Here is a 15,608-nt window from a genome sequence, read left to right as displayed (position 1 = left end):
CGCTTTTTTTACGTCCGCAGCAAACGCCTCAAGCCTGCGACCAAGACCCCGATTTTCCGCCATGCTTTTCCTGCACGCGAATATCCGACATCACCATGCCGCGATCGATTGCCTTGGACATGTCGTAAATCGTCAGCAGCCCGACCTGCACTGCCGTCAGCGCTTCCATCTCGACTCCCGTCTTGCCGTTGGTTTCGACACGCACGGTGCAGCTGATGCGCGACTGCCCTGCATCGACGGCGAACTCCACCGATACATGCGTCAGCGCCAGCGGATGGCACAACGGAATCAGGTCGCTGGTGCGTTTGGACGCCATGATGGCGGCGATGCGGGCGATGCCGAGGACGTCGCCTTTCTTCGCGGTGCCGGACTGGATTACGGCCAGCGTTTGGGGCTTCATGGAAATGACGCCGCTGGCGACGGCGACGCGATGGGTATCATGCTTGGCGCCGACATCGACCATGTGCGCTTGTCCACCCTGATCGAAATGGGTCAGGCCCTGGTTGGCGTCGGCCGGTGAATTTGCGGTTTTGGAATCGGTCATGGCGGCGGAAAGTGAAAGTCGGTCATTACTGCAGGTATCATAGCAGGCATTGAAAGAGCCCTTCACGCTCCACGCCACCCCATCTATTACCCAGTGCCCGTCTATGCGTCAGTCCGTATCTTCTGTACACACACGTCGTCGTAGTTCTCTGTTGCGTCCCGTGTTGCGTCCAGCTTTGCGCTCCCTGTTCGCAGCACTCGCGCTGACTGTAGCGATCCTGCCGCTGGCCGTCGCGCCGACCACAGGTGTGGCGCAGGCTTTGCCGACGCTGGGAGACACCGAGCGCGAAGGATTGTCGCCGCTGATGGAGCGCAAACTCGGCGAGCAGATCATGCGCGATATCCGGCGCGATCCGGACTATCTCGACGACGGTCCGGTATTGGAATACCTCAACAACTTCGGCTCCAACCTGGTCTCCGTGCGGCCCGACGTGCGCGGTGAAGCCGGCTACGATTTCTTTTTCTTCGCGGTCCGCGATCCGGTGTTGAACGCCTTCGCCTTGCCGGGCGGCTTTATCGCCGTGCACTCCGGTTTGCTGCTGGCGGCGCAAAGCGAGTCCGAATTGGCCTCCGTACTTGCGCATGAAATCGGTCACGTCGCGCAGCGCCACATCGCGCGCATGATCGGCCAGCAAAAGCAGAATTCCATGATTCAACTGGCCTCCATCGTTCTCGGTGCATTGGCCGGTGTCTCGCGCGTGGGTGGCGACGCCGCCATGGCGACGATGATGGGCGGCACCGGCCTGGCGATGCAACGGCAATTGAATTTCAGTCGCGATGCCGAACGCGAAGCAGACCGCGTCGGTTTGCAAATCCTGCGCGACGGTGGCTTCGACACCTCGGGCATGGTGGCGTTTTTCGGTCGCCTGCAAAGCGCGTCGCGCGGTTTTGGCGATGCGGTGCCGCCGTATCTGCTGACGCACCCGCTGACCACCGAACGTATCGCCGACATCGAGGCGCGCATCCGCGACCAGCGCTACAAGCAGCGCGCCGATAATCCCGATTTTCAGCTGATCCGCGCGCGCGTGCGTTTGCTGCAGAACAATACGTCGCAAGGCATCCGTGACGCCCAGGCGTATTTTGAATCGCAACTGCGCCAGAACACCAAGATGCAGATCATGGTGTCGAAGTACGGGCTGGCGTACGCGGCTTACCTGCAACGCTCTTACGACAAGGCCGAGGGTTTGCTGCAGGAAGCGCGCGCAGCCTCGCAGTCGATGGTGCCGAGCATCCTGTTCACCAACCTCGACATCGACATCAAGCTGGCTAAAAAGCAGGGTGCGCAGGCGCTCAAGGAAGCCGACGCCGCGCGCAAGCAATTCCCGTTGTCGCGCGTGGTGGCGCATCAGTACGCGGATGCGTTGATCGAGGGGCAGCGCAACGATGCCGCCGTCGCCTATTTGCGCGACCAGGCGCAGCTGTACCGTCACGAAGTCGCCGTGCAGGATCTGCTCGCCAAGGCCTATGCGGCGCAGGGCAAGCAAGCGCTGCAGCATATGGCGCTGGCGGAATCCTATGTGCTGCAAGGCAGTTTGCCGGCGGCGCTGGAGCAGCTCGGCATTGCGCGCAAGGCGCCGGATGCCACCTTCTACGATCAGGCTATGATCGACGCGCGCGAGCGTGATCTCAAGGAGCAGTGGAAAGAAGAGATGAAGGAAACCAAGGGGCGCGGATAGTCGTCGCTGCTCAAACCCTTGTCAGGCCGTCGCGCGAGGGTGCGTGACAAAGCCGAATTGTCTGGCCAGCTTGTCCGCACTGATTCGTTGCAAGGGAAGTTCATTGCCGCCCTGTGAGAAAACCAGAGCGACCTTATCGCTTCCTTCCAGCCATTCCATGATTTCTTCGTCGCTCGCCGGCCGTCCTGCAACCGTCAGCGTCGCCAGCACGGCGGCGGCGTCGCGGTCGTCCAGCGCGGCGACGATAGCGCTCGATGCCAGCACCAGTTGACCTTCCCGCGTCAGCCAGGCTTGTGAAACCGCTTCCAGCGTGACGCCGGTCTGGGTGATGAATCCTGCGACCGGATCGGTACGCACGATATGCGGCGTCAGTTCCAGATCAACATAGACCCGCTGCGGACCGTTCTGGAAATACCAGCGGCCTTCCTCGTCGTGCGTGTAATTGCGATTGATGAAGCCGAGCAGCGCCGGATGCGCGATCTTGTCGCCGGGAAGATCAAGATGCTGGGCGCGCTCGTCGCGCATGCGCCAGTGTCCGCGCGCATCCAGCTTCAGCCAGCCGAAACAGTGCGGCACATTCGGCCACTTGGCCATCGCTTGCCTGACGACGTCATCCATTGCCTATTTACCTTCCAGAAAATGCAGCATGCGTTGCGGCAGCCAGCCCAGATCGCCCGGCGGCGCACCGGTGGGAAAGCCGACATGGCCGCCTTCTTCAGGATATTCCAGTTTGACGCATGCGGCAGCGCTTTTGGGCAAATACTGCGGCGGCAGGAACGGATCGTTCTTGGCGTTGAGCACCAGCGTTGGCACCGTGATGTCGTGCAGGATGTGCTTGGCGCTGGCGCGGTCCCAGTAGTCTTCGGTGTTGCGGTAGCCATGCAGCGGCGCCGTGACGATGTTGTCGAAGGTGTACAGGTCGCGCGCCTGCAGCAGCGCGTCGCGGCTGAACAGGCCGGGGAACTGATCCAGCTTGACCAGGCATTTGGGGCGCATGGTGCGCAGGAACACATGCGAATAAATCCGGTTGAAGCCATGCGCCAGCGCCGCGCCGCCGCCGGCCAGGTCGAGCGGCGCCGACACTGCGCATGCGGCATCGATGAACTCGGCCTGATGCTGCGATTCGCCGAGCCAGCGCAGCAAGGCGTTGGCGCCGAGCGATACGCCGGTGGCGTAGAACTTGCCGGCGCCGATGGCGGCACGGTGCGTACCCAGACGGCGCAAGATCCAGTCGAGTTCGCTGCTGTCGCCGGAATGGTAGAAGCGCGGCGCCAGGTTGATTTCGCCCGAGCAGCCGCGGAAATGCGGCACCACGCCGGTCCATCCGCGCGCAGCCACTGCCGCCATCAGGGCGCGGCAATAATGGCTGTCGGATGAACCCTCGAGGCCGTGGAACAGCACCACCAGCGGTTGTCCCGGCTGGCCGTCGACGAAGTCGACATCGATGAAGTCGTCGTCGGGCGTGTCCCAGCGCTCGCGCCGGAAGCGCACCGGCGGCTTGGCGATGAAGGTCGACGGATAAATCGTTTGAAGATTGCCGCCGGGAAGCCAGCGAGGCGCGATGTATTGCATGGATGAAGAACAGTGGATGCGCCGCCGCAGGACAGGATGCAAAGCGGGCGGCGCAGGAAAAATATCAATGCAGCATGGTCTCGGCGATGGGTTCCGACGGTGCCGGTCCCGGCGCGACCGAGGCGTGGTGCGTGACGATGCGCCAGCCTTGCGCGGTCTTCATGTAAACATTGGTGGCGATGACGTGCACGTCCGGTTGGCTGTTGTCGGGATGGTGGATCTCCTCGATCACGTTGTGCACGGCGGTGGTGATGGTGTGCGCCGCATGCAACTGGCGCGGCTGGATGTGCAGACCTCCGCGCGCGAGGATTTCTTCCCAGCTGTTGCGGATGGCGACATGGCCGACCAGGCGCGCTGCGCCAGGATGGATGCAGACGATTTCTTCGTCGTCGGCCCACAGCGCCATCAGCGCATCGAGGTCGGCGCGGGACAGCGCATCGTAATACGCTGCTTCGATTTCATCGGGTGAACCATGTAACAGTTTGGCGCGCGGCATGTTTTCTCCAGGAGGAAAAAGCAAAGAGGACCAATCGTTTCCTGGTGGTCCTCTTTATCGGTGTTGCGGCTGCTTGCGGCGGCAATGATCTGCGGCCTTAGTGCGCCTTGACAACGGCGCCCGGCTTGAGCTGGTATTGCGTGCCGCAGTACGGACACTTGGCGGCGCCGTGGTCGTCGAGCTCCAGGAACACGCGCGGGTGCGACGACCAGTGCGGCATGTTCGGGTTGGGGCAGTGGGCCGGCAGGTCTTTGCCGTCGAGTTGAACTGGCTGGGTTTGTTGGACTTGGCTCATGGTGTTTCTCCGTTGCGATATTGTGCTTATTTAAATTAAACCAGTGTCAGCCAATGCTGATATTGGGGCGCCTTGCCCGACACGACGTCGAAGAACAAGGTTTGCAGTTTTTCCGTGATCGGACCGCGGCCACCGTTGCCGATGGTACGGTTGTCGAGCTCGCGGATGGGGGTTATTTCTGCGGCGGTGCCGGTGAAGAAGGCTTCGTCGCAGCAATACATTTCGTCGCGCGTGATGCGCTTTTCAATGACTTCGATGCCAAGGTCGCGCGCCATCGTCAGCACTGCATCGCGCGTGATGCCGTCGAGGCAGGAGGCGAGGTCGGGCGTATAGAGTTTGCCGTCGCGGATGATGAAGACGTTTTCGCCCGAGCCTTCCGAGACGTAGCCGTCGGTGTCCAGCAGCAGCGCCTCGTCGTAGCCGTCGGCCAGCGCTTCCTGATTGGCCAGGATCGAGTTGATGTAGTAGCCCGAGGCCTTGGCGCGCACCAGCGAGACGTTGACGTGGTGGCGGCTGAACGACGAGGTCTTGACGCGGATGCCCTTGTTGATGCCGTCTTCGCCGAGGTAGGCGCCCCACGGCCACGCCGCGATGGCGACATGGATCTTGTTGCCCTTGGCGGAGACGCCGAGCTTCTCCGAGCCGATCCAGATCAGCGGACGGATGTAGCAGGACTCGAGCTGGTTTTCGCGCACCACCTGGCATTGCGCTTCGAGGATGGTGGCCTGGTCGAACGGCACTTCCATCTGGAAAATCTTGGCCGAATTGAACAGGCGCCGGGTGTGTTCCTTCAGCCGGAAGATCGCCGTGCCCTGCGGCGTCTTGTAGGCGCGCACGCCCTCGAACACGCCCATGCCGTAATGCAACGTATGGGTCAGCACGTGGATGGTCGCATCGCGCCAGTCGATCAATGCGCCGTCTTTCCAGATTTTTCCGTCGCGGTCGTCCATGGACATGGGAGGTCTCCGATGGGGTTCAAGAGGCAAAGACCACATTTTAACGGAACAAGCGCGTAAAAAGTTTCATCTGTAAAATGTCCGGACTGAGTAAAAATGCCGTATTGCAAGTTCATCGCATTCAATAAAAGCGGACCAGGGCAAGAATGAATAAGGAGACGGACGCCGGGGACAGTCGACCTGACCCGGCAGTCAATGGAGCATCTGCGGATGTTGCCGCTGTTGTTGCCACAACTGCTACCGCGGCACTCGCGGCGCGGCGCATCGAAAAGGAAGCGTTTCAGGAGGGCTGGCGTGCAAGCGCCTCGACGATTCCGGCCGTGGCCGCCTGGGGCGTGGTTTCCGGCATGGCGATGGTCAAATCCGGCATGACACTCTGGCAATCGCTGGCGATGACGCTGACGGTCTATGCCGGTTCCGCCCAGTTTGCGGTGCTGCCTTTGCTGGCGGCGCATACGCCGCTGATCGTGATCTTCCTGACGGCCATGATCGTCAACCTCCGTTTCGTCATCTTCTCCGCCGCCGTGGCGCCGCATTTCGCCCATCTGCCGTGGTACCGGCGGGTTTGGTACGGCTACTTCAACGGCGACATCTCGATGGGATTCTTCCCGCGGCGCTTTCCCGCCCACACGGTGCATCAGCCGGCCGGCAAGATCGGCTTTTTCGAAGCGATCTGCTATCCGGGCTGGTTTGCCTGGCAGATCGGCGCGATCGTCGGCATCTTGCTGGCCAGCCAGATCCCGGAAAGCTGGAACATCGGCTTCGCCGGCACCCTGGCGCTGATCGCCATCACCATCCCGATGATCATCAACCGCGCGGCGCTGGCGGGCGTGGTGGTCTCCGGGGCGGTCGCGGTAGCGGCGATCAGCCTGCCTTACCGGCTCGGCCTGCTGCTGGCGGTGGTGATCGGCATGGCGGCGGCAATGGTGGCCGACAAATTCATCGGGAAGGAAAAAGAATGAACGCCTTCGACGTTTGGGTTTCTATAGTCTTGTTGGTTGTGTCGACATTGATCACGCGCAGCGGGTTTTTCCTGTTCGGCCATGCGGTCAAGCTGCCGCCCAAGCTCCAGCATGCGCTCGGTTATGCGCCGGCCGCGGCAATGGCGGCGATCGTCTTGCCGGACCTGGTGACGACGGGTGGCGCGATTGACATCAACTGGGCCAATCCCAAATTGCTGGCCGGCATCGGCGGCGGCGTGTTTTTCTTGGCAACACGACATCTTTTGGGGACGATTGTTGCCGGGATGGCACTGTTCACCGTGCTGCGCCTGGCGTTGTAAGCCCTTCCCGGAAGGCCTTGCCCGGCCACCGGACCGATTACTGCGGGAATGCGGCGCCGAATGCTTCATTCCTCTCTGAAAACCATGCTGGTGGCAGGGCGGGTAGAGTAAAATAACGCCTTTTTGCCCCACCTTAGATTCTGCGAAAAATGAAATTCAATCGATTCAGCGACCTCCTCTCCGCCAACCAACTTCAAGGCAAGCGCGTCTTCATTCGCGCCGATCTGAACGTGCCGCAGGACGATGCCGGCAATATCACCGAAGATACGCGCATCCGCGCCTCGGTGCCGGCCATCCGCCAGGCGCGCGACGCGGTGATGGTGACATCGCATCTGGGGCGTCCGGTCGAGGGCGAATTCAAGCCGGAAGATTCGCTGGCGCCGGTCGCCAAGCGCCTGTCAGAACTGTTGGGCGCAGAAGTCAAACTGGTCTCGGACTGGACCGAAGGCGTTGACGTCGCGCCCGGCCAGGTCGTGTTGCTGGAAAACTGCCGCCTCAACAAGGGCGAAAAGAAGAACAGCGACGAGCTGGCGCAAAAGATCGCCAAGCTGTGCGACGTCTATGTCAACGACGCTTTCGGTACTGCCCACCGCGCTGAAGCCACCACGTACGGTATCGCCAAATTTGCCCCGGTCGCTTGCGCCGGCCCGCTGCTGGCAGCCGAACTCGATGCGCTGGGCAAGGCCCTGAACCAGCCGGCGCGTCCGCTGGTGGCGATTGTCGCCGGCTCGAAAGTCTCCAGCAAATTGACTATCCTGAAAGCACTGGCCGACAAGGTCGACAACCTGATCGTCGGCGGCGGCATTGCCAACACCTTCATGCTGGCGTCCGGCCTGAAGATCGGCAAGTCGCTGGTCGAAGCCGATCTGGTCGACGAAGCCAAGGCCATCATCGACATGATGGCCAAGCGCGGCGCTTCGGTGCCGATCCCGGTCGATGTGGTGTGCGGCAAGGAGTTTTCGCCGACTGCGGTCGCGACCGTCAAGGACGCCAGGGATGTCGCGGACGACGACATGATTTTCGACATCGGTCCGAAGACCGCAGCAACGCTGGCAGCGCAACTGGCGAAAGCCGGCACCATCGTCTGGAACGGCCCGGTCGGCGTGTTTGAATTCGACCAGTTCGGCGGCGGCACCAAGGCGCTGGCGCAGGCGATTGCGGATTCAGACGGCTTTTCGATTGCGGGCGGCGGCGACACGCTGGCGGCCATCGCCAAATACGGCATTACCGACAAGGTCGGCTATATTTCGACCGGCGGCGGCGCTTTCCTCGAATTCCTCGAAGGCAAGACTTTGCCGGCCGTGGAAATCCTGATGCAGCGCGCGCAATAAGAACAGCGAAAACAACGAGACACCAAGCTTTACCACCACGTCAGAGAAAGATTTTCATGCAAAGAGCCACCAAGATTGTTGCCACCATCGGCCCCGCTTCCAGCGACCGAGACACGCTGACGCGCATGATCAAGGCGGGCGTTAACGTGGTGCGCCTGAACTTCTCTCACGGTAAGGCGCAGGATCATATCGACCGCGCCGTATTGGTGCGTGAAGTGGCCGATGCCTGTGGCGTCAAGGTCGCCATCATGGCCGACCTGCAAGGTCCGAAGATCCGCGTCGGCAAGTTTGAAAACGGCAAGATCAATCTCGAAAACGGCGACAAGTTCATCCTCGACGCCGATTGCGCCATGGGCAACCAGGAACGCGTCGGTCTCGACTACAAGGCATTGCCGCGCGACCTCAGGGGCGACGACGTGCTGTTGCTCAACGACGGCCTGATCGTGCTGGTGGTCGAGCGTGTGCTGGGCAATGAGATTCACACCGTCGTCAAGATCGGCGGCGAGCTGTCCAACAACAAGGGCATCAACCGCCAGGGCGGCGGTTTGTCGGCGCCGGCGCTGACAGCCAAGGACATGGACGACATCAAGACGGCGATGAGCTTCCAGGCCGACTACGTCGCGGTATCGTTTCCGAAGAATGCGACCGACATGGAAATGGCGCGCCAGCTCGGCAATGTCGCCGGTGAACCGTTCGGCCACAAGCCGCTGATGATCGCCAAGATCGAGCGCGCTGAAGCGATCCCGCTGCTGCAGGAAATCCTCGACGCCTCCGACGGCATCATGGTGGCGCGCGGCGATCTGGCCGTGGAAGTCGGCAACGCCGCCGTGCCTGGTCTGCAAAAGCGCATGATCAAGATGGCGCGCGCTTCCAACAAGCTGACCATCACCGCTACCCAGATGATGGAATCGATGATCGTCAACGCCGTGCCGACGCGCGCGGAAGTGTCCGACGTCGCCAACGCGGTGCTGGACGGCACCGACGCCGTAATGACTTCGGCTGAAACTGCATCGGGCAAGTATCCGGTGGAAACCGTCGAAGCCATGTCGGCCATCTGCCTGGCCGCGGAAAAATCCGAAGACTGCAAGCTCGACGCCGATTTCCTGAATCTGCAATTCACCCGCGTCGACCAGTCGATCGCGTACGGTGCGCTGTTCACTGCGCATCACCTGCGCGTGAAGGCGATTGCCGCGCTGACCGAGTCCGGCTCCACTGCGTTGTGGATGAGCCGGCACAACATCGACATCCCTATTTTTGCCATCACCCCCAACGTCGCGACGCGCCAAAAGGCTGCGCTGTTCCGCAATGTACGCACGTTCGAGCTGGCGCAGTCCACCGACACCGAAGTGGTGTTGAAGGCCGTGCAGGACTTGCTGCTGGCGCAAGGCGTCGTGCAAAAGGGTGATTTGATCGTCGTGACCTGGGGCGAGCCGATTGGACAAGTCGGCGGCACCAACGCCCTGAAGATCCTCAGGGTCGGCGAGTACTGATTTTCATTGTTCTGGAGTTTTATCATGCCTCTCGTATCCATGCGTCAATTGCTGGACCACGCCGCCGAAAACGGCTACGGTCTGCCAGCCTTCAACGTCAACAATCTGGAGCAAGTCACTGCGATCATGCAGGCTGCCGACGAAGTTGGCGCGCCAGTCATCATGCAAGCTTCCGCCGGCGCCCGCAAATATGCCGGGGAAGCGTTCCTGCGCCACCTGATCGAAGCCGCGGTCGAAGCGTATCCGCATATCCCCGTCGTCATGCACCAGGACCACGGCCAGTCGCCGGCAGTCTGCATGGCCGCGATCAAATCGGGTTTCACTTCGGTGATGATGGATGGTTCGCTGATGGAAGACGGCAAGTCCGTCGCGAGCTACGAATACAACGTCGAAGTCTCGCGCAAGGTGGTCGAGTTCTCGCACGCCATCGGCGTCACGGTGGAAGCCGAACTGGGCGTACTCGGTTCGCTGGAAACCATGATGGGCGACAAGGAAGACGGCCACGGCGCCGACGGCAAGATGACGCGTGAGCAGTTGCTGACCGACGTCGCGCAAGCCGCCGACTTCGTCAAGCAAACGCAATGCGACGCGCTGGCCATCGCCATCGGTACTTCGCACGGCGCCTACAAGTTCTCGCGCAAGCCGACCGGCGATATCCTCGCCATCGACCGCATCAAGGAAATCCACGCACGCATCCCCAACACCCATCTGGTGATGCACGGTTCGTCTTCCGTTCCGCAAGAGCTGCTGGCCGAGATCCGCCAGTTCGGCGGCGACATGAAGGAAACCTACGGCGTGCCGGTCGAAGAGATCCAGGAAGGCATCAAGCACGGCGTGCGCAAGATCAACATCGACACCGACATTCGTCTGGCGATGACCGGCGCTATCCGTCGCTATCTGATGGAAAATCCAGGCAAGTTCGACCCGCGCGATTACCTCAAGCCGGCCCGCGAAGCTGCGAAGCTGGTGTGCAAGGCGCGCTACCTGTCGTTCGGCTGCGAAGGCCAGGCTGGCAAGATCAAGGCAGTCCCGCTGGAAAAGATTGCAGAGAAATACAAGAAGGGCGAGCTGTCGCAGATTGTGCAGTGACTGCGTAAGCGCTAGCCAAGCGACCGACCGGGACTAAGCATCAGCAGTCCCGGTTTTTTGACTTTAAAGGTGGGAAGAAAAACGGCAGTCTTGCCGTTTTCGCATAGCCCACAGATTGACCGGAATCAACATGACCAGCCTCTACAAAACTTCCATCACTTCACTCCCTTTGCTGGGCAACGGCAAGGTGCGCGACAACTACGCCGTCGGCGACGACAAGCTGCTGATCGTGACGACCGACCGCCTGTCGGCATTCGACGTCATCATGAACGAACCGATTCCGGGCAAGGGAAAAGTGTTGAACCAGATGTCGGATTTCTGGTTCGAGAAGCTGGGCGACATCGTGCCGAATCATTTGACCGGCATCGCACCGGAAACCGTGGTTGCCGCCAATGAAGTCGAACAGGTGCGCGGTCGCGCCGTGGTCGCCAAGCGCTTGAAGCCGATCCTGGTGGAAGCGGTGGTGCGCGGTTACATCATCGGCTCCGGCTGGAAGGATTATCAGGATACCGGTTCGATCTGCGGCATCAAATTGCCGGAAGGTCTGCAGCAAGCAGCCAAGCTGGCCGAGCCCATCTTCACGCCGGCCGCCAAGGCCGACCTCGGCGAGCACGACGAAAACATCAGCTTCGCCGAGATGGAAAAGCGCATCGGCAGCGAACTGGCCAACAAGATGCGCGACATCAGCATCAAGCTGTACAAGACCGCCGCCGACTACGCCGCCACGCGCGGCATCATCATCGCCGACACCAAGTTCGAATTCGGCCTTGACGACAACGGCGTGCTGCACCTGATGGACGAAGTGCTGACTGCCGACTCGTCGCGCTTCTGGCCGGCGGACAGCTACAAGGTCGGCATCTCGCCGCCGTCGTTCGACAAGCAATTCGTGCGCGACTATCTGGAAACCGTCGACGGCTGGAAGAAGACGCCGCCTGCCCCCGCATTGCCTGCTGAAGTGATCGAAAAGACCGGCGCCAAGTACCGTGAAGCGCTGGAGCGTCTGACCGGCAATTCGCTCAAGGACTGATGATGAGCCAGAACAACGCACAAGCCAATGCACAAGCGCCGGTCGTCGGCGTCGTCATGGGATCGTCGTCCGACTGGGATGTGATGCAACATGCCGTGGCGATCCTGAAGGAATTCGGCATCCCGCATGAGGCTCAGGTCGTTTCGGCGCACCGCATGCCGGACCAGATGTTTGACTACGCCGAAAAAGCACGTGGACGCGGCCTGCGCGCCATCATCGCCGGTGCCGGCGGTGCAGCGCATCTGCCGGGCATGATTGCCGCCAAGACCATCGTGCCGGTGCTCGGCGTGCCGGTGCCTTCCAAATATCTGCGCGGCGAAGATTCGCTGTTATCCATCGTGCAAATGCCCAAGGGCATCCCGGTCGCGACTTACGCCATCGGCGAAGCCGGCGCCGCCAACGCCGCCTTGTCGGCGATCGCCATGCTGGCCACCACCGACGAGGCGCTGGCGGCGAAGCTGGAAGCCTTCCGCGTCAAGCAGACGCAAGTTGCCCTGGATATGAAGTTGCCGTTATGAGTCAGAAGCAGTCTCCGTTGAACACAGTTTCGATTCCCACCACGACACCGGCCACCTGGCTGGGCGTGATGGGCGGCGGCCAGCTCGGCCGCATGTTCGCCCACGCCGCACAGGCGATGGGCTTCAAGGTCGCCGTGCTGGAGCAGGAGGAAGATTGTCCGGCCGGGCAAGTTGCAGATCGCCTGATTCGCACGTCTTATACCGACGCCAGGGGTTTGGAAGAATTGGCGTCGCTGTGCGGTGCGGTCACGACAGAATTTGAAAACGTTTCTGCCGACAGTCTTGCTGCCTTGGCCGAAAAAACCTATGTCGCGCCGTCGGCTGCCGGTGTTTCGATTGCGCAGGACCGCATTGCCGAGAAGCGCTTCTTCGTCGATTGCGGCGCCAGTTCCGACGTGCAGCCTGCGCCGCATAAGGTCATCGCTTCCGAGGCGGACATCGATGCGATCCCCGCCGATTTGCTGCCGGGGATTTTGAAGACCGTACGCATGGGGTACGACGGCAAGGGCCAGGTGCGCGTGCACAGCATCGCCGACGTCAAGGCTGCGTTCGCCGAGATGAAGGGGGTGACCTGCCTGCTGGAAAAAATGCTGCCGCTCGCCTATGAAGTATCGGTTCTGGTGGCGCGCGGGCGCCGACGGCGCTGCCGTGGTGTATCCGATTGCCGAGAACGTGCATCGCGATGGCATCCTCTTCACCACCACCGTACCCGGTCCCAACATCAAGGCCGATGCTGCTGCGCGTGCACAGCAGGCGGCGTTGCAGATCATCGGCGCGCTGCAGTACGTGGGCGTGCTGTGCATCGAATTCTTCGTGCTGGAAGACGGTGCGCTGGTGGTCAATGAAATGGCCCCGCGCCCGCACAACAGCGGCCACTACACCATCGATGCCTGCGTCACCAGCCAGTTCGAACAACAGGCCCGCGCCATGGCGCGCCTGCCGCTGGGCGATACGCGCCAGCATTCGCCGTCGGTGATGTTGAACATCCTGGGTGATGTCTGGTACGAGGGCGACACCGACACCCAGCGCGAACCCGCCTGGGACCAGGTGCTGGCGCTGCCGGGCGCACACGTGCACTTGTACGGCAAGGCCGAAGCACGCCGTGGCCGCAAGATGGGCCACGTCACCTTCACCGGCGCCACGCTGGCCGATGCGCAGCAGCAGCTGACGGCGGCTTGCGCCATCCTTGGCATTGCCCTGTAAGGTAAGAGGGCGGCGATGAACGACAAGAGCGCATCTTCCTCGGCCATTGACGCTGCGGCCGTCATGCATGCGGCGCGTACGCTGGAGCGCGGCGGCCTGGTGGCCTTCCCCACCGAGACCGTCTATGGCCTGGGCGGGGATGCCGAGAACCCGGCGGCGATTGCGGCCATCTATGCCGCCAAAGGTCGTCCCGCCAATCATCCGGTCATCGTTCACGTCGCTCCTGAAGCAGACATTTCGTATTGGGCCGCCGACGTGCCGCCGCAGGCGCGGGCATTGATCGACGCATTCTGGCCCGGTCCGCTGACGCTGATTCTCAAGCGTGCCGCACACGTTCCGGCAGCAGCTTCCGGCGGTCAGGATTCGATCGGCGTGCGTTGTCCGTCGCATCCGGTTGCGCAGGCGCTGCTGCGTGAATTCAAGGGCGGCAAGGGCGGCGTCGCCGGACCTTCGGCCAACAAATTCGGTCATGTAAGTCCGACCACCGCGCAACATGTGCGCGAAGAATTCGGCGAAGCCGACAGCCTGCTCGACTACGTCCTGGATGGCGGGCAAAGCGAAGTCGGCATCGAATCAACCATCGTCGATCTGTCGCGCGTGGAAACCCATGGCGCGGTTTTGCTGCGTCCGGGCCAGATCAGCGTGGACCAGATTGCTGCCGTGCTGGGTGTCGCGCCACGCGCTCCCGATGCGGCCGCGCCGCGCGCCTCCGGCACGCTCGATGCGCACTATGCGCCGCATACGCCGGTGGCTCAGGTGGCGCCGGAACAACTCGCCGGCGTGCTGCAACAGCTCGCTGCAGGCGGTTACAAAGTGGCGTTGATTTATCGCACCGCCGCAATGCCGGTGCATGCTTCAGCAGCCATGTCGACGGACGCCGACCGCTACGCCCACGGCTTGTATGCTGCGCTGCGGGATATGGATCACAAGGGCGCCGACGTGATCGTGGTGGAGTCGTTGCCGCAGACTGCGGAATGGCAAGGTATCAACGATCGCTTGCGCCGCGCGGCCTTCGATTCGACTGGAATTCTGTCGCGCTTATTGGCGACCTGACGTTCTTTTTCTCTCTTCTTCCGCACTGATTTTGGCTTGGAAATCATTTCCAGTTGCCAAAAAAATACACGTCTATACAAAGCGAATTAAAGCTGGCATAGTATCGCAAAAGAATAGCACGCACGTTCTTTTTGTTAAATGAGTGCAAGGCGGGAGGGCAGTCCTTCCCAATGTGCATTCAACCAAGAATAGGCGACGAACAACGTTGTCGACACTTCCCGAACCATAGTCGGAATAATTTATAAAACAGGGCGCAGCCCTTCACATTTGGAGACGACACATGAAGCAACAATTTTCCCTTTTGCCAAAAATCGCTGCGCTGTCCATCGCTGCCGCTTTCGCTGCACCGGCAATGGCGCAAACCGCCGGCAGCAATGTCGTGAACGTCGGTTGGTTCCATCTGGCGCCACAAGATTCCAGCGAGACATTGCGCAAGATTGACGGACCGAATGCCGGCCCGATCGCAGGCAGCGGTGCCTCGATTTCCAACGCCGATACCGTAGGCGTCGCGCTGACCCATTTCTTCACCGACAATTTCGCACTTACCGCTGACGTTGGCATTCCGCCTAAATTCAAACTGAACGGCACCGGCACATTGCAAGGTGTTGGTGAAATCGGCAATGCCAAGCAATGGAGCCCGGCAATCGTCGCCAAATGGTTCTTCGGCGACGGTAACAGCAAGTTTCGCCCATTCGTCGGCGCGGGTGTTACCTATGTCTGGTACTCGGACGTCAAGTTGAGCAGCAATTTCCAGCAGACTATTTCGCGCAGCTATTCCGGTCCGTTCGCGTCGACCTCAGCGACATCTACCGCAGATCTGAGCTCGTCGTGGGCACCCGTGCTGAACCTGGGTGCTACGTATAACTTCGACAACAACTGGTCGCTTGGTTTTTCCGTGTCCTATATTCCGCTGAAGACAGATGCAACCATCACAACCACGGGTCTTCCAACAGGAACCGGTTCGGGTGCAGCCGCAAACGGCCCTGTGACGTCGCGCACCAGCCTGACACTGAACCCGATTGTTACTTTCTTGTCCGTCGGCTACAAGTTCTAAGTCTTGAATCGCCAAATAAAAAA

16 protein-coding genes and 1 pseudogene are annotated in these 15,608 nt (G+C 61.1%); 11 read left to right on the top strand and 6 right to left on the bottom strand.

Annotated features, from left to right (window positions below; all coding sequences use genetic code 11):
* Positions 1 to 28 precede the first annotated feature (28 nt).
* A complete protein-coding gene (gene moaC / locus HLUSI_RS0101005; RefSeq protein WP_016832187.1) occupies positions 29 to 544 on the bottom strand; it encodes a cyclic pyranopterin monophosphate synthase MoaC in 516 nt (171 codons plus the stop codon).
* 103 nt (positions 545 to 647) lie between these two features.
* Here moaC and HLUSI_RS0101000 point away from each other — a divergent pair, with 103 nt between their 5' ends.
* Positions 648 to 2,219, top strand: a complete 1,572-nt coding sequence (locus tag HLUSI_RS0101000; protein WP_029362973.1) for a M48 family metalloprotease — start codon at positions 648 to 650, stop codon at positions 2,217 to 2,219.
* A gap of 21 nt (positions 2,220 to 2,240) precedes the next feature.
* On the opposite strand, the gene HLUSI_RS0100995 is transcribed toward HLUSI_RS0101000, so the two are convergent.
* The 5 genes from HLUSI_RS0100995 to HLUSI_RS0100975 form a co-directional block, all read right to left on the bottom strand.
* The gene (locus tag HLUSI_RS0100995) at positions 2,241 to 2,837 is read right to left on the bottom strand and encodes a DUF2946 family protein (RefSeq protein ID WP_016832185.1); all 597 of its coding nucleotides are present in this window, start codon (positions 2,835 to 2,837) and stop codon (positions 2,241 to 2,243) included.
* A gap of 3 nt (positions 2,838 to 2,840) precedes the next feature.
* On the bottom strand, positions 2,841 to 3,791 hold the full coding sequence (locus tag HLUSI_RS0100990; protein WP_016832184.1) for a YheT family hydrolase: 951 nt from the start codon (positions 3,789 to 3,791) through the stop codon (positions 2,841 to 2,843).
* A 64-nt stretch (positions 3,792 to 3,855) separates the two neighbouring features.
* Positions 3,856 to 4,287, bottom strand: coding sequence for a YybH family protein (locus HLUSI_RS0100985; RefSeq protein WP_016832183.1), 432 nt, complete (start codon positions 4,285 to 4,287; stop codon positions 3,856 to 3,858).
* Positions 4,288 to 4,384: 97 nt separating this feature from the next.
* Positions 4,385 to 4,582 carry a zinc-finger domain-containing protein gene (locus HLUSI_RS0100980; RefSeq protein WP_016832182.1) on the bottom strand — a complete coding sequence of 66 codons (198 nt, stop codon included), beginning with the start codon at positions 4,580 to 4,582 and terminating at the stop codon, positions 4,385 to 4,387.
* A gap of 35 nt (positions 4,583 to 4,617) precedes the next feature.
* On the bottom strand, positions 4,618 to 5,538 hold the full coding sequence (locus tag HLUSI_RS0100975) for a branched-chain amino acid transaminase (RefSeq protein WP_016832181.1): 921 nt from the start codon (positions 5,536 to 5,538) through the stop codon (positions 4,618 to 4,620).
* A 146-nt stretch (positions 5,539 to 5,684) separates the two neighbouring features.
* Here HLUSI_RS0100975 and HLUSI_RS0100970 point away from each other — a divergent pair, with 146 nt between their 5' ends.
* The 10 genes and pseudogenes from HLUSI_RS0100970 (at position 5,685) to HLUSI_RS0100925 (ending at position 15,585) form a co-directional block, all read left to right on the top strand.
* Positions 5,685 to 6,500, top strand: a complete 816-nt coding sequence (locus HLUSI_RS0100970; RefSeq protein WP_029362972.1) for an AzlC family ABC transporter permease — start codon at positions 5,685 to 5,687, stop codon at positions 6,498 to 6,500.
* The gene (locus tag HLUSI_RS0100965) at positions 6,497 to 6,820 is read left to right on the top strand and encodes an AzlD domain-containing protein (protein WP_029362971.1); all 324 of its coding nucleotides are present in this window, start codon (positions 6,497 to 6,499) and stop codon (positions 6,818 to 6,820) included. The genes HLUSI_RS0100970 and HLUSI_RS0100965 overlap by 4 nt, the downstream gene beginning before the upstream one ends.
* A gap of 149 nt (positions 6,821 to 6,969) precedes the next feature.
* Positions 6,970 to 8,151 (top strand): phosphoglycerate kinase, encoded by a 1,182-nt coding sequence (locus HLUSI_RS0100960; RefSeq protein ID WP_016832178.1) that lies wholly within the window; start codon positions 6,970 to 6,972, stop codon positions 8,149 to 8,151.
* 56 nt (positions 8,152 to 8,207) lie between these two features.
* A complete protein-coding gene (pyk, locus tag HLUSI_RS0100955; protein ID WP_016832177.1) occupies positions 8,208 to 9,641 on the top strand; it encodes a pyruvate kinase in 1,434 nt (477 codons plus the stop codon).
* Positions 9,642 to 9,665: 24 nt separating this feature from the next.
* Positions 9,666 to 10,730, top strand: a complete 1,065-nt coding sequence (gene fba, locus HLUSI_RS0100950) for a class II fructose-bisphosphate aldolase (protein WP_029362970.1) — start codon at positions 9,666 to 9,668, stop codon at positions 10,728 to 10,730.
* A gap of 130 nt (positions 10,731 to 10,860) precedes the next feature.
* Positions 10,861 to 11,757 (top strand): phosphoribosylaminoimidazolesuccinocarboxamide synthase, encoded by an 897-nt coding sequence (locus tag HLUSI_RS0100945; protein ID WP_016832175.1) that lies wholly within the window; start codon positions 10,861 to 10,863, stop codon positions 11,755 to 11,757.
* A 2-nt stretch (positions 11,758 to 11,759) separates the two neighbouring features.
* The gene (gene purE / locus HLUSI_RS0100940; protein WP_040502992.1) at positions 11,760 to 12,275 is read left to right on the top strand and encodes a 5-(carboxyamino)imidazole ribonucleotide mutase; all 516 of its coding nucleotides are present in this window, start codon (positions 11,760 to 11,762) and stop codon (positions 12,273 to 12,275) included.
* Positions 12,272 to 13,478 (top strand): annotated as a pseudogene (locus HLUSI_RS26365) (5-(carboxyamino)imidazole ribonucleotide synthase). Before purE ends, HLUSI_RS26365 begins: the two are co-directional and overlap by 4 nt.
* Before the next feature lie 15 nt (positions 13,479 to 13,493).
* A complete protein-coding gene (locus HLUSI_RS0100930) occupies positions 13,494 to 14,531 on the top strand; it encodes an L-threonylcarbamoyladenylate synthase (protein ID WP_016832172.1) in 1,038 nt (345 codons plus the stop codon).
* Positions 14,532 to 14,811: 280 nt separating this feature from the next.
* Positions 14,812 to 15,585: an OmpW/AlkL family protein gene (locus HLUSI_RS0100925; RefSeq protein ID WP_016832171.1), complete on the top strand. Its 774-nt coding sequence runs from the start codon at positions 14,812 to 14,814 to the stop codon at positions 15,583 to 15,585.
* The last annotated feature ends 23 nt before the right edge of the window (positions 15,586 to 15,608 follow it).

The organism is Herbaspirillum lusitanum P6-12, assembly GCF_000256565.1.
In the GTDB taxonomy this organism is placed as follows: Bacteria; Pseudomonadota; Gammaproteobacteria; order Burkholderiales; family Burkholderiaceae_D; genus Herbaspirillum; species Herbaspirillum lusitanum.
The sequence above is the reverse complement of the archived record's forward strand: the minus strand, read 5'-3'. Positions and strand labels throughout refer to the sequence as shown.